Genomic DNA, 13,134 nt, shown 5'->3' with positions numbered 1-13,134 from the left:
AGTGTCTGTGCCAGGCGCGCCACGGCGGTGGCGAACAGCGGCGAGGCGTGCACCGAAGTACGGAAGTGCGCCGCCGGTCGTTCGCGGCGGTAGAAGCCGGACGGTCCATAGAGGGCCGCCTCCCAGGCCAGCCGCAATGTCACACCCTCCACGGAGTCCGCTATCTGAGTTCGGGGTCGCCGCCGATGGCGACGGCGCCGGTGAGTTGCCAGACGCCGTCGTCGCCCTCGCGCCAGATCGTCAGGTCGTCGAGACGGATGCTGGGGATCTCCTCGGCCGCCAGCGCTGCCTGGGCCTCGGCGACCAGGGCGGGGCTGCCCTGGGCCGAGGATGCGATGGTCAGGTGCGGCTGCGGGTCAGGGACCTCGCCGTCGTACGGCGGGCACTCGGGGAAGGCGGCGAGCACGGTCGCGACCAGGTCGCGGACCCGGTCGAAGGGCTCGGGACGCAGCCAGGTGGTGCCGTCCGGGAACTGGCCGGCCGTGGAGAAGGTCAGCTCGAACGGCTCGAGGTCCGCGACGGCGTCCTCCAGCCGCTGCACGTCCTCCGGCTTGGGGTCCCGCAGCCACGGCACCAGCACGGTCACGTGCGGCGGGACCAGCTCGCTGAGCGCGGCGGTCGGCCAGGCCGACGAGTAGGAGACGGAGCGCCATCGATCGGTGAACTCCGTCAACTCCGGCACCGCGATCAAGATCGCCGTCCGCCCGGTCGGGGCCGCCCACGGATCACCATGTCCACTCACCGGCCCATAGTCCCACCGATGAGACAACACTCAACCAAAAACACCCGCAATCTCTCCGGGCAGTCGGTGCAGGGGTCGGGGGTGCTCGCTCTCACACTGGTGGGGGTGGTTGGGGGTGGGGTGGGCGCGTGGTTCGGCACTACGCTGGGGTGGACCGCGTCAATCGTCTGGTACCCCGCCCGGGGACTGGAACGTAGAGAGTGGACATGGAACGTATCGGCATCATCGGCTCCGGCCGGGCCGGGAGCGCCTTGGGAGCAGCCTTGGCGTCTGCCGGGCATCCCGTCACCGGCGTCACCGCGCGCTCGCAGGCGTCGCTCGACCGCGCCGCGAGACTGCTCCCGGACGCCCCGATCCTGTCGCCTGCCGAGGTGACAGCCCGCGCCGACGTGGTGCTGGTCGCAGTACCGGACAGTGCGATCGGTGAGGTCGCCGGCAGCCTCCCACTGACAGCGGAGCAGTACGTCGTCCACCTCTCCGGTGCCCACGGCTTGTCCGTACTACGGCCGACGGCCGCGACCCCAGTGGCCCTGCACCCTCCGATGACGTTCACCGGCGACAGGCCGGACCTCAGCGGCATCACCTTCACCGCAACGGCTCCTGATCACGCCAGGCCGTTGGTGGAGCGGCTGGTGAAGGCACTCGGGGCTGACGTGCAATGGGTCGCGGAGGACCGCCGTGCGCAGTACCACGCAGGTCTGGTGCATGGCGCCAACCACTTGACCACCCTGCTCGCGCAGGCGTTCGCAGTACTGCGAGATGCCGGTGTCAGCGACTCGGCAGCGACACTGCGGCCGTTGCTGACCGCAACTCTCGACAACACGCTGCGGTCCGGTCATGATGCGCTCACCGGACCGATAGCGCGCGGCGACGTCGACACGGTGGCAGCCCATCTGGCCGTACTGCGAGGGCGCACCGCGAGCACGTACGCCGAGCTGGCCCGGGCGACGGTGGACCTGGCGGCGGCGGACGGCCGGCTGGAGCGCAGTACGGCCGAGCGGTTCTACGAAGTACTGGCAGCAGAGGTGCTTGAGCAGGATCGAGCAGGGGAGGCACCACGGTGAGACTCACCCAGACGAAGGCCGAGCTGCGGGCGGCCGCGGCGATCCGGCCACGGGCGGTCGTGATGACGATGGGGGCCCTGCACGAGGGCCATGCGGCGTTGCTCGCCGAGGCGCGCGAGCGGGTCGGGCCGGAAGGCAGCGTGGTGCTGACGATCTTCGTGAATCCCTTGCAGTTCGGGCCGACCGAGGACTTCGACCGCTACCCGCGCACGCTGGCCAGCGACCTCGCGATCGCCAAGAACGAGGGCGTCGACCTGGTCTTCAACCCGTCCCGCGACGAGCTCTACCCGAACGAGCCGTCGATCACCGTGCATCCCGGTCCGCTGGCCGACGAGCTGGAGGGCATGGTCCGGCCCGGGCACTTCGCCGGGGTGCTCACGGTGGTGACGAAGATGCTGCACCTGACCGCGCCGGATCTGGCACTGTTCGGCGAGAAGGACTACCAGCAGCTGACGCTGATCCGCGAGATGGTCTGCGACCTCGACATGGACGTGGACATCGTGCCGGTCCAGACCGTGCGCGAGCCGGATGGCCTCGCGCTGTCCTCACGCAATCGCTACCTGGACGAGACGGAGCGTGACGAAGCACTGGTTCTCTACCGCGCGCTGACGGCCGGTGCGAAGGCGGGGATGAACGGACCGGACGCCGTACTGGCTGCCGCACATGCCGAGCTGGAGGCCGTCCCGTCGGTGCAGATCGACTACCTGGCTCTCCGCGCGCCAGACCTGGGGCCAGTCATCGGCCCGGGCGAGGCACGGATGCTGATCGCGGCCCGCGTGGGTAGCACTCGTCTCATTGACAACATTTCCATCACGCTCAGATGAATACGGTTGATACCGTCGCGGAATGACTGCTCCAGCTGTACCGCAGCGGTTGGCTGCGCCTGAGCCTGGTTGGACCGAGACGGTCGACGTGGTGGTGGTCGGCTCGGGGATCGCTGGGCTGACGGCTGCCCTGAGGGCTCGTGAGCTCGGTTCGGTGCTGGTGGTGACGAAGGATGTGCTCGCCTCCGGGTCGACCCAGTGGGCCCAGGGCGGGATCGCCGCGGCGCTCAGCCCGGAGGACTCCCCGGAGGACCACCTGCACGACACCCTGGTCGCGGGAGCCGGGCTGTCGGACCCGGAGGCCGTCCGGGTGCTGGTGACGGAAGGGCCGGACGCAGTACGGGAGCTGATCGAGCTCGGAGCCGTCTTCGACACTGGCGCCGGGGGAGACCTGTCGCTGACCCGCGAGGGCGGCCACCACCGCAACCGGATCGCGCACGCGGGCGGCGACGCGACCGGCGCGGAGATCGAGCGGGCCCTGGTCGCCGCGGTGAAGCGGGCGCCGGACATCAGGATCATCGAGCACGCGCTGGTGCTCGACCTCCTGCTCGCCGATGACGGCGCGGTCGCCGGCGTCACGCTGCACGTGATGGGCGAAGGGCAACTGGACGGTGTCGGCGCGATCCGCAGCCGCGCCGTCATCCTCGCCTCCGGCGGACTCGGCCAGCTGTACGCCGCCACGACCAACCCGAGCGTCTCGACCGGTGACGGGATGGCGCTCGCGTTGCGGGCCGGCGCGAAGGTGCGCGATCTCGAGTTCGTCCAGTTCCACCCGACCGTGCTCTGGCTCGGCAAGGGCGCCAAAGGCCAGCAGCCGTTGGTGTCCGAAGCTGTTCGCGGCGAGGGCGCGTTCCTGGTCGACCACGAGGGCAAACGGTTCCTGCAGGGTCAGCACGAGCTGGCCGACCTGGCGCCGCGCGACGTGGTGGCGAAGGCGATCATGCGCCAAATGCTTGCCTCAGGCAAGGATCACATGTTGCTGGACGCCCGGGGTTTCGGCGACGAGAAGTGGCGGGTGCGTTTCCCGACGATTCTGGCGTCCTGCCGTTCGCACGGTATCGATCCGGTGCACGAGCTGATCCCGGTCGCCCCGGCCTGTCACTACTCGTCGGGTGGCGTCTGGACCGACCTGCACGGCCAGACGTCGGTGCCCGGTCTGTACGCGTGTGGTGAGGTCGCCTGCACCGGAGTGCACGGTGCGAACCGGCTCGCCTCCAACTCGCTTCTGGAGGGGCTGGTCTTTGCCCGCCGCATCGCGGCTTCGCTGGCCGAGCGGTTGCCGGACCTCCGTGAGCCGGCGGTCGACCAGCGCGTACCAGGGCTGGTTGCCGAGGACGTAGTACCGGAGTTGCAGCGGGTGATGACTGTGGGTGCTGGTGTGATCCGCAGCGAGCGTGGACTGTCGGAGGCGGGTGACAGACTCGCCAAGCTGATCGAGCAACCGGCCGAGCAGCCCGGCACCCCCGACTGGGAGGCGACGAACCTGGCGACGGTTGCCTCCGCGTTGATCGCGGCGGCGGCCACGCGCGAGGAGAGCCGCGGGTCGCACTGGCGGGAGGACCACCCGGATCGCGACGACCAGCACTGGTCAGGCAGTCTGGACCTGACACTGCCGGCCGAGGATGATTCGGCACGGCCCGCCGCGACGTTCGTGGCTCAAGCACCACCTGAGGGGAACTAGCAATGGATGACACGCTCGACAGGCAGTGGGTCGAGGACCTCGTCCGGGCCACCATCGAGGAGGACCTGGCCGGTGGCGTCGACGTCACCACCACGGCCACGGTCGACGCGGAGCACGTCTCGGTCGCGGAGTTCGTGGCCCGGGCCGACGGGGTCGTCGCGGGCCTGGAGATCGCCGAACTGGTGATTCGGCTGATCACGGGCAAGGACGAGGTCGAGATCGAGCACTCCGTCACCGACGGGGCCACCGTCACGGCGGGCGCAGTACTGATGACTGTGCGCGGCAAGACCCGGCAGTTGCTGACTGCGGAGCGCACTGCGCTCAACCTGCTCTGTCACCTGTCCGGCGTGGCGACGCTGACCAGCCGCTGGGTCGCGGCCGTCGACGGCACCGGCGCGGTCATCCGGGACACCCGCAAGACCATGCCGTTGCTGAGGTCGCTGGAGAAGTACGCCGTCCGCTGCGGTGGCGGCCAGAACCACCGGATGGCGTTGTCCGACGCCGCCCTGATCAAGGACAACCACGTGATCGCCGCCGGCGGCGTCGCGGAGGCGTTCCGGCTGGTCCGCAAGGCCTATCCGGACCTGTCGGTCGAGGTCGAGGTGGACTCGGTCGAGGACGCGCTGATCGCGGTCGACTCCGGCGCCGAGCTGATCCTGCTCGACAACATGCCGGTCCCGCAGCTGCGGGAGGCGGTCGAGAAGGTGGCCGGCCGGGCCCGGCTCGAGGCGTCCGGTGGACTCAGCCTCGATGTCGCCCGCGAGGTCGCCGAGACCGGTGTGAACTACCTCGCGGTCGGCGCGCTGACCCACTCTGCGCCCGTCCTCGACATCGCGATGGATCTCTAGTGGTGGGTGTGGGGGATAGCTCGGCACCGGCGACGCCCAGCCGGGCACCTCGCTGCGTTGGAGGAAAGGGCACGATGGAAAAACATCGCACCCTTCCCTCCGCCTTGCGATGCACCCACCTGGACGCCGCCGGCACTCGAGCTATCCCCCACACCCACCACAAGGCGGCCTGATGCTGCTCGCCGTCGCCGTCGAGAACACCAGGACGCTGGTCGGCCTGATCTTCGAGGGCACGGTCAAGCGGCACTGGTCGGTGGGGACGGATCCACGCCGTACTGCGGACGAATGGGCCGTCCTGCTCGAGGGACTGCTGGCGGGGGAGTCCGAGGTGTCGGGGATCGCGGTGTGTTCCGCGGTACCGCATGTCCTGCACGAGCTGCGCGATGTGGTCGCGCGGTACTACCAGGACGTGCCGAGCGTCGTCGTCGAGCCGGGCGTGAAAACCGGCTTGCCGGTCCTGGTCGACAACCCCCGCGAGGTGGGCACCGACCGGATCGCCAACGCGCTCGCGGCGGTCAACCGGTACGGCGCACCCTGCATCGTCGCCGACTTCGGTACTGCGACCACGGTGGACGTCGTGAACGCGAACGGAGCCTTCATCGGTGGCGCGATCGCGCCCGGCATCGAGACCGCCGTCGACGCGCTCGGCGTGGAGGCGGCCCAGCTGCGGCGGGTGGAGCTGGTCCGGCCGCGGGCTGTCGTCGCCAAGAACACTGTCGAGGCGCTGCAGTCCGGCGCGATCTTCGGCTTCGCCGCCCTGGTCGACGGACTGATCACCCGCATCGTCGCCGAGCAGGGCTTCGACCACGTCACCGTGGTCGCGACGGGCGCGCTGGCACCCCTGGTGGTCGGCGAGTCGAGCCAGATCCAGCACCACGAGCCGTTCCTGACCCTGCACGGCCTTCACCAGGCATTCGCCCGCAACCACTGACCCTCAGGTGTCGATCGGGCGGCCGACCGTCAGCGCCTCCTTCAGCTGGGGCGACAGGTTGTTGTAGATCGCGTCGGGCAGGGTGCCGGTGGCGTCCAGGGTTTTGGAGAAGAACGCGCGGGCGGCGGCTGCGAGGGTGACGTCGAGGATCTCTTCGTCGGACAGGCCGACTGCGCGCAGGTGATCGACATCCGCGGCGGTGACGGTGTCGGCCGCGAGCGCGACCTTGCGGGCGAACGTCATCACCGCCTCGTCGACGGGGTCACCGGCCGGCTTGTCCACCAACGCTGCCACCTCGGCGTCGGTGAAGAAGTTCTCCGCCAGCACGCCGCCGTGGGCGAGGCTGCAGTAGCTCGACTTGAGCGCGGTCGCCGCGGCCACCGTCGCCAGTTCGTACCGGCGCAGGTCCATGTTCGCCTTGATCGCGCCGTTCAGCTGCTTCCAGGCCTCGAACACTGCGGGCCGGGCGCTGAAGGTGATGGCGAAGTTCGGCACGTAGCCGGCCTCCGAGCGGTTCTCGGCCAGGTACTCGCCGGCCGGTGCCGGCGTACTGATGAATGCCATCGTGTCCCCCGTGGTGAGATGCTCCTCTTCGCAGCGTCTCACCGATCGGCCGAACGGTCGAGATCAGCTGAACGACCAGCCGGTCCAGCGCTCGATGCCGACCGTGATCACCGGGCCGCGCGGCGGATCGAGCGCGTACTGCGGATACTTTGCCGCGAGCAACGAGATTGCCGCCGGGTTCTGCGCGTTCACCCGGGCCGTGCCGTCGACCCGGACCCACCACAGCTGCCGCCAGTCGGCGTCGTACCGGTCGCAGAGGACCGCGACGTGCGGGTTGGCCGCGAGATTGCGCAGCCGCTGCAGGTCGGTGGTTGCCTTCGGCTTCTGGTCGACCGCGATCACCAGTTCGGCACCGGTCAGTTCGTCACCGGTGAGGGCGAACACGATTGGGACAAGATGGGGGCGGAGTTCGTCGCCCGGAGTGATACTGGCCAGGTAGGCGTGATCGGCCGCGGCGAGGCGTTTGCGGCAGGCGTCCTCGGTGAGTCGCACGCTGGTGACCCTACTGCCCAGCCGGGCCGGACCCGCTGGGTATCGTCTACGCCGGTTGTCCTTTCAAGAGTTCGGGTGAGGCGGGATGGTGAGGTTGCGCAACGTCTTGTCGGCGGCTCTGGCGACCGGCTTGGGCGCGGGTGTGTTGACGGCGTGTACGTCCGAACCGACGCCGACCAACGTGACGGTCGCCTGGGCCGACAACACGCGGCAGGAGGTCCGGGTCAGCTGGAAGGACTCCGACGCCCCGAACCGGATCACCATCGAAGGCGTGCTGAGCACCAGTCCGACGTACGTGCAGTTCGTGCCCGCGAGCGTGCCCAACACCTGGAAGATCCCGGCGTCGGCCTTCCCGCCGGACGGCACGTACAAGGTTTCGGTCGGGGTCGGTACGTCGACCGAGGGAATGTCCAGCAAGCTCGCGAGTTCGCCGGTGTTCGACACCGAGGGACCCGTGCGGCCCAATGGCGCGACGGCGACCCCGGTGGGCAGGCGGGACGTGCTGGTGCGCTGGACCGTGCCGCCGCAGCCGCAGGACTTCAGCCCCAACGACCCGCTGGACGTGCGCGGCGCCAGCCAGGTCTACGTGCCGGTGGTCGGCCGCCCCGGGCAGCCGCTGCGCGCGGTCGGGAAGGGTACGACGTCGACGCGGCAGGTGATCAAGAGCCTGAAGCCGCCGTACCTGTTCCAGCTGCGCGCCGAGAACGAGTGGTCCTCGGCGATCGGTGGTCAGCTCTCGGCCCGGACCAGCTCGACCGGTGCGACGGTTCCCGCCCTGGCGCAGTACGGGACGGCGGTCCGGCTCCGGGGCCGGACGATCCTGCAGGAGGTCGTCTGCGCCGACGAGGGTAGTTGCGTCCAGCAACGGACGACGTCGGCCGGGTTGCCGCTGGTGGTGCTGACCCAGATGACGCCGGGCGCGCGCTGGACTCCGGCCGCGCGCGGCAAGACCACGGCGGGCGGGCACTACGACATCCCGATCGCCGCCGGTGCGAGCCGTCCGTACAAGGTGATGATGCCCAACTTCAGCCAGGTCGGCACGGCCGCGGTGTGGTCGTCCAGCAGGCCGAAGCTGATGCAGTCCGTCGTGCGACCGGTGTCGACGGGTTTCGTCGGCGGTGCGATGAAGAAGCGCGGCGAGAACATCACCGCGGTCCTGGTGGTCCAGCCGGGCATGAACACCACCGTCTACCTGCAGGCGTGGAACCGGCAGGCCAGGAAGTGGGTCGGGGTCAAGGCGCTCCCGATGCGCAAGGGCCAGGCCGCGTTCGCGTTCAAGCTGGCCAGGCCGGGCATCTACGTCTACCGGTTCGTGATCCCCAACGCGACGATGCTGGGCCGGCCGCTGCTCGGCCGGGTCACCAAGAACCTCTCGCTAAGCGTCCGCTGACTCCACCGCGGCGGTGCCCAGACCGGCCGGTACCGCACCGGCCGGTACTACGTCCGCCGGCGCGGCCTGCTCCGGATTGCGCCGCTTACGGACCTTGTAGACCACGTACGCCGTGACCAGGCCGGCCGCGACCGCGACCAGTGCCCAGATCGACAACGCGCCGAAGATCTTGTCCGCGTTGTCGCCGATCTGGTACGCGACGAGGCCGATCGTGGTCGCCCAGGTGATGCCGCCGGTCGCGTTGGCGATCAGGAAGCGCGGATAGTTCATCCGCAGCATGCCCGCCATCGGGCCGGCGAAGATCCGCAGCAACGCGACGAACCGGCCGAAGAAGACCGTCCAGACGCCGTACTTGTGGAAGTACTTCTCCGCCTTCTCGATCCGCTCCGGCGAGAAGTGGTGGAACCGCCGGCCGAGCCGCTCGAACAGCCCCCGGCCGGCCTTGCGGCCGATGTAGTAGCCGACCGAGTCGCCGATGATCGCGCCGGCGGCGGCCGCGCCGATCACGAACCCCACGTTCAGTTGCCCCTGCGAGGCCAGCAGCGCCGCGGCGATCAGCGTCGTCTCCCCGGGCAGCGGCACGCCCATCGACTCGATCCCGATCACCAGACCGACCAAGAGGTACGCGGCGATCGCCGCGCCGCCGGTCGGGATCGTGATCGCCAGCGCGTGCATCGTCAGTTCCCCCATGCCTCCATCCTGGCACCGGGGGACAACCGATTACCTGACGCGCGAGCTATTCCGGGGGAATCTCAGGGTTTGCCCCGTTGAACGCCTTCGTCACGTTCTGCAACGCCGAGGTGACCTCGGACGGGATCACCCAGAACGTGTTGCCCGGGCCCTTGGCCAGCTCGGGCAGCATCTGCAGGTACTGGTAGGCCAGCAGTTTCGGGTCCGGATCGTTGCGGTGGATCGCCTCGAAGACGGTGTCGATCGCCTTGGCCTGGCCCTCGGCCCGCAGGATCGCGGCCTGCCGGTCACCCTCCGCGGTCAGGATCCGCGCCTGCCGCTGACCCTCGGCGGCCAGGATCGCGGCCCGCTTCTCCCGGTCCGCGCGCATCTGCTTCTCCATCGACTCCTTGATCGACGGCGGCGGATCGATCGCCTTCAGCTCGACCCGGTTGACCCGGATGCCCCACTTGCCGGAGGCCTCGTCGAGGACGCCGCGCAGCTGGGAGTTGATGTGTTCGCGCGAGGTCAGCGTCTTCTCCAGGTCCATACTGCCGATCACGTTGCGCAGGGTGGTGACGGTCAGCTGCTCGATCGCCTGGATGTAGTTGAAGATCTCGTACGCCGCCGCGCGCGGATCGGTGACCTGGAAGTAGAGCACCGTGTCGATGTCGACCACCAGGTTGTCCTCGGTGATCACCGACCGTGGCTCGAACGAGACCACCTGTTCGCGCAGGTCGATCAACGGCCGGGGCCGGTCGATGAACGGGATGACGATGTTGAGGCCCGGCTCGAGGGTGCGCAGGTAGCGGCCGAGCCGTTCCACGTTGCTGGCTCTGGCCTGTGGCACGATCCGCACCGTCCGCAGTACGAGAACGACGGCCAGTACGGCGACGATCAGCCCGACGATCAGCTCGGCCATGGCTACTCCCGGGGATACACGAGGGCCGTCGCGCCCTCGATCGCGAAGACGTCGACAGTGGTCCCGGCCGGGATCAGCAGGTCGGGATCGTAGGACCGCGCGGTCCACTCCTCGCCGCCGATCCGGACGCGCCCGGGCTCCCGCCCGACCACACTCAGGACGACGGCCTCACGCCCCACCAGCGCGGCCACTCCGCTCCGCAGCTGTGGGTACGCCGTCAGGTGCCGCCGGGCCACCGGCCTGACCAGGACGATCAGCGCCGCCGCGGTCACCGCGAAGGCCAGCAGTTGCAGCCCCACGCCCAGCCCGAGCGCCGCGGCCCCGCCGGCCGCCGTGGCCGCGAGAGCGAGCAGCAGCAGGTCGAGAGTGGCCGTCATCAACTCGGCGATCCCGAGTACGGCCGCGATACTCAACCACAGAAGCCAGGACTGCATGCGATCACCTGCACCGGCGGAACTACCTCTTGCATCGAAGGTACCCCCGCAACCGCGTCCGTGGACCTAACAGTTCGGCTTTCTTCCAGGCTGGGGTGTGGACAAAGGATTCGTTGGTCCGGGCGGGGAGTCACTAGCCTTTGGGTATGACTGACTCACGTGAGAACCCGGCGACCCCCGACAGCGGGCAGGACGACCTGCCCGAGCAGATCCGGGTGCGCCGGGACAAGCGTGACCGGCTGCTGGCCGAGGGGGTGCAGCCCTACCCGATCTCGGTGCCGCGGACGCACCTGCTGAAGGACCTGCGGGCGAAGTACGACGGGCAGGAGCTGGAGCCGGACACCAAGACCGGTGAGCAGGTCGCGGTGGCCGGCCGGGTGATCTTCCTGCGCAACACCGGCAAGCTCTGCTTCGTCCGGCTCCGGGAGGGCGACGGGACCGAGCTGCAGGTGATGCTGTCGCTGGCGGACGTCGGCGAGGAGGAGCTGGCCCGGTTCAAGGCGCTGGTGGACATCGGCGACCTGCTGTCCGTCCAGGGCGAGGTGGTGACCAGCCGCCGCGGCGAGCTGTCCGTGCAGGCGACCAGCTGGCAGATGGCGGCCAAGACGCTCCGCCCGCTGCCGAACGAGCACAAGCCCCTCAACGAGGAGGCCCGCGTCCGGCTCCGGTACGTCGACCTGATCGTGCGCGCCGAGGCTCGCGAGATGGTCCGCAGCAAGGCGGCCGTGCTGAAGTCGCTGCGCGCGACCTTCGACGGGCACGGTTTCATCGAGGTGGAGACCCCGGTCCTGCAGCTGACCAACGGTGGCGCCGCGGCCCGGCCGTTCAGCACCCACCTGAACGCCTTCGACCAGGAGATGAAGCTGCGGATCGCGCTCGAGCTCGATCTCAAGCGGGCGATGATCGGCGGCGTCGACCGGGTGTTCGAGATCGGCCGGACCTTCCGCAACGAGGGACTGGACTCGACCCATGCGGCGGAATTCTCGATGATCGAGGCGTACCAGGCCTACGGCGATTACGACACGATGGCCGAACTCACCCAGGAGCTGATCCGGAACGCCGGTGCGGCGATCGGGCGGACGACGGTCACCGCGCGCGACGGTTCGGCGATCGACTTCACCCAGCCGTTCCGGCACGCGACGCTTTTCGGGCTGCTGTCCGAAGCGGTCGGGGAGAGTGTCGACCAGACCACTGATCTGGCCGCCCTGCTGAAGTTGGCCGAACAGCACGAGATCGAGCTGCAGCCGGGCCGGAATGCCGGCGAGATCGCCGTCGACTTGTTCGAGAAGCTGTGCGAGCACACGCTCATCCAGCCCACCTTTGTGCGTGACTATCCGGAGTCGGCGCGGCCGTTGGCCAAGCCGCACCGGGAAATTCCGGGACTGGTCGAGGCCTGGGACCTGTTCGTCAACGGGGTCGAGCTCGGGGTCGCCTACTCGGAGCTGAACGATCCGGTGATCCAGCGGGATCGCCTGGTGGCACAGTCGTTGCTGGCCGCGGCCGGCGATCCCGAGGCGATGGAACTGGACGAGGACTTCCTGCGCGCGATGGAGTTCGGCATGCCGCCGGCCGGTGGGATGGGGATGGGTCTGGACCGGCTGGTCATGCTGTTCACCGGGGCCGGGATCCGGGAGACGATTTTGTTCCCGCTGCTGCGTCCGGAGTAGCCGCCCGGAGTATCTTGAATGGCGGATCCGGGAGCCGTTGCATAGCACAACCAACGGTCAAATCCATTCCCGGGTCCGAAAGTTATGCGATCCGGTCGGTGAGCGCGTTGAATACCCATCGTCACGACGGGCTCGCGGCATCGGTGCGGACCGGAGTTTTTAGTCACATCTTTACGGGCCATTCCGCCTGTTGAATGACACGGTACCGGTTTGTGCTGTACAAATCAGTAACAAGTTATTCGGCAGGGGGATTGTGCCCGGTGGCGGGCGCGGAAAGGACTGTCATCGATGGCGCAAAGGGTTCAGGTGGTTCTCGAGGACGATCTCGACGGCGGTAAGGCCGACGAGACCGTGACCTTCGGGCTGGACGGTTCGACGTACGAGATCGATCTGTCCAAGAAGAATGCCGCCAAGCTGCGTGACGCCCTGGCCGCGTACGTCGGCGCGGGGCGCCGGGTCTCCGGGCGCCGCGGCGGTGCCGGCCGGACGCGTGGACGGGGCCGGTCGGCGACCGACTCCGCGGACATCCGCGCGTGGGCCAAGGAGAACGGCTACGAGGTGAGCGAGCGCGGCCGGATCTCGGCCGAGGTGCGCGCGGCGTACAACGACGCCAAGTAATTTCCTGGGTCAAGCGTCGGTCCCGGTGCCTCCTGAGGTGCCGGGACCGTCCGCATTCCGGCCGTTTCACACTGTGGACAGGTTCGGTTGGGCCGGCTGACGAGTCGGTGCCTGACCGGGCAGTAAAAGGGACGAATTCGCTGGTGGCGAACACCGGGCGCGCCGGGAACACCGGGCGTTCCAGCGGGGTTGTTCCCTTGTGATCCCCAGTTGGCGGCCGTACCGGAGGTCGTCGCTTGTTCGCTGAGAGCGAGGTCGTCGGTGCCGGGGACTAGCATGCAGGTACGG

Annotated in this window: 14 protein-coding genes; 8 read left to right on the top strand and 6 right to left on the bottom strand. The window is 69.0% G+C overall.

Annotated features, from left to right (window positions below):
- Positions 1–160: 160 nt before the first annotated feature.
- The gene (locus ACQPYM_RS38380) at positions 161–742 is read right to left on the bottom strand and encodes a 2'-5' RNA ligase family protein (protein ID WP_433011051.1); all 582 of its coding nucleotides are present in this window, start codon (positions 740–742) and stop codon (positions 161–163) included.
- A gap of 206 nt (positions 743–948) precedes the next feature.
- Here ACQPYM_RS38380 and ACQPYM_RS38375 point away from each other — a divergent pair, with 206 nt between their 5' ends.
- The 5 genes from ACQPYM_RS38375 to ACQPYM_RS38355 all read left to right on the top strand — a co-directional run bounded on the left by ACQPYM_RS38375 (position 949) and on the right by ACQPYM_RS38355 (position 6,090).
- Positions 949–1,806 (top strand): Rossmann-like and DUF2520 domain-containing protein, encoded by an 858-nt coding sequence (locus ACQPYM_RS38375; protein ID WP_433011049.1) that lies wholly within the window; start codon positions 949–951, stop codon positions 1,804–1,806.
- Positions 1,803–2,630: a pantoate--beta-alanine ligase gene (gene panC, locus ACQPYM_RS38370; protein WP_360279063.1), complete on the top strand. Its 828-nt coding sequence runs from the start codon at positions 1,803–1,805 to the stop codon at positions 2,628–2,630. Before ACQPYM_RS38375 ends, panC begins: the two co-directional genes overlap by 4 nt.
- A gap of 22 nt (positions 2,631–2,652) precedes the next feature.
- Positions 2,653–4,311, top strand: coding sequence for an L-aspartate oxidase (locus ACQPYM_RS38365; protein ID WP_433011046.1), 1,659 nt, complete (start codon positions 2,653–2,655; stop codon positions 4,309–4,311).
- Positions 4,312–4,313: 2 nt separating this feature from the next.
- Complete coding sequence (gene nadC / locus ACQPYM_RS38360; protein WP_433011043.1) at positions 4,314–5,159, top strand: carboxylating nicotinate-nucleotide diphosphorylase; 846 nt, start codon at positions 4,314–4,316, stop codon at positions 5,157–5,159.
- 172 nt (positions 5,160–5,331) lie between these two features.
- Entirely contained in the window at positions 5,332–6,090 is a 759-nt protein-coding gene (locus ACQPYM_RS38355; RefSeq protein ID WP_433011040.1) for a type III pantothenate kinase, read from the top strand.
- Positions 6,091–6,093: 3 nt separating this feature from the next.
- On the opposite strand, the gene ACQPYM_RS38350 is transcribed toward ACQPYM_RS38355, so the two are convergent.
- On the bottom strand, positions 6,094–6,654 hold the full coding sequence (locus ACQPYM_RS38350; protein ID WP_433011037.1) for a carboxymuconolactone decarboxylase family protein: 561 nt from the start codon (positions 6,652–6,654) through the stop codon (positions 6,094–6,096).
- A 63-nt stretch (positions 6,655–6,717) separates the two neighbouring features.
- Positions 6,718–7,146, bottom strand: a complete 429-nt coding sequence (locus ACQPYM_RS38345; protein ID WP_433011034.1) for a TIGR03668 family PPOX class F420-dependent oxidoreductase — start codon at positions 7,144–7,146, stop codon at positions 6,718–6,720.
- Between the two features lie 85 nt (positions 7,147–7,231).
- On the opposite strand from ACQPYM_RS38345, the gene ACQPYM_RS38340 reads away from it, so the two are divergent.
- On the top strand, positions 7,232–8,536 hold the full coding sequence (locus tag ACQPYM_RS38340) for a hypothetical protein (protein ID WP_433011031.1): 1,305 nt from the start codon (positions 7,232–7,234) through the stop codon (positions 8,534–8,536).
- On the opposite strand, the gene ACQPYM_RS38335 is transcribed toward ACQPYM_RS38340, so the two are convergent.
- From ACQPYM_RS38335 to ACQPYM_RS38325, 3 genes are read right to left on the bottom strand one after another with little or no spacing between them, the layout of a single operon-like run.
- The gene (locus tag ACQPYM_RS38335; RefSeq protein ID WP_433011028.1) at positions 8,522–9,226 is read right to left on the bottom strand and encodes a DedA family protein; all 705 of its coding nucleotides are present in this window, start codon (positions 9,224–9,226) and stop codon (positions 8,522–8,524) included. The two genes, ACQPYM_RS38340 and ACQPYM_RS38335, sit on opposite strands and share 15 nt — an antisense overlap.
- Before the next feature lie 46 nt (positions 9,227–9,272).
- Positions 9,273–10,127, bottom strand: a complete 855-nt coding sequence (locus ACQPYM_RS38330) for an SPFH domain-containing protein (RefSeq protein WP_433011025.1) — start codon at positions 10,125–10,127, stop codon at positions 9,273–9,275.
- Between the two features lie 2 nt (positions 10,128–10,129).
- Positions 10,130–10,561 carry an NfeD family protein gene (locus ACQPYM_RS38325; RefSeq protein WP_433011022.1) on the bottom strand — a complete coding sequence of 144 codons (432 nt, stop codon included), beginning with the start codon at positions 10,559–10,561 and terminating at the stop codon, positions 10,130–10,132.
- Positions 10,562–10,707: 146 nt separating this feature from the next.
- Here ACQPYM_RS38325 and lysS point away from each other — a divergent pair, with 146 nt between their 5' ends.
- The gene (gene lysS / locus ACQPYM_RS38320) at positions 10,708–12,228 is read left to right on the top strand and encodes a lysine--tRNA ligase (protein WP_433011019.1); all 1,521 of its coding nucleotides are present in this window, start codon (positions 10,708–10,710) and stop codon (positions 12,226–12,228) included.
- A gap of 288 nt (positions 12,229–12,516) precedes the next feature.
- Positions 12,517–12,846, top strand: a complete 330-nt coding sequence (locus tag ACQPYM_RS38315) for a histone-like nucleoid-structuring protein Lsr2 (RefSeq protein ID WP_360279026.1) — start codon at positions 12,517–12,519, stop codon at positions 12,844–12,846.
- Positions 12,847–13,134: the final 288 nt, after the last annotated feature.

It is taken from the genome of Kribbella sp. CA-294648 (assembly GCF_050943845.1).
In the GTDB taxonomy this organism is placed as follows: Bacteria; Actinomycetota; Actinomycetes; order Propionibacteriales; family Kribbellaceae; genus Kribbella.
This window is presented reverse-complemented; position numbering and strand designations above follow the sequence as displayed.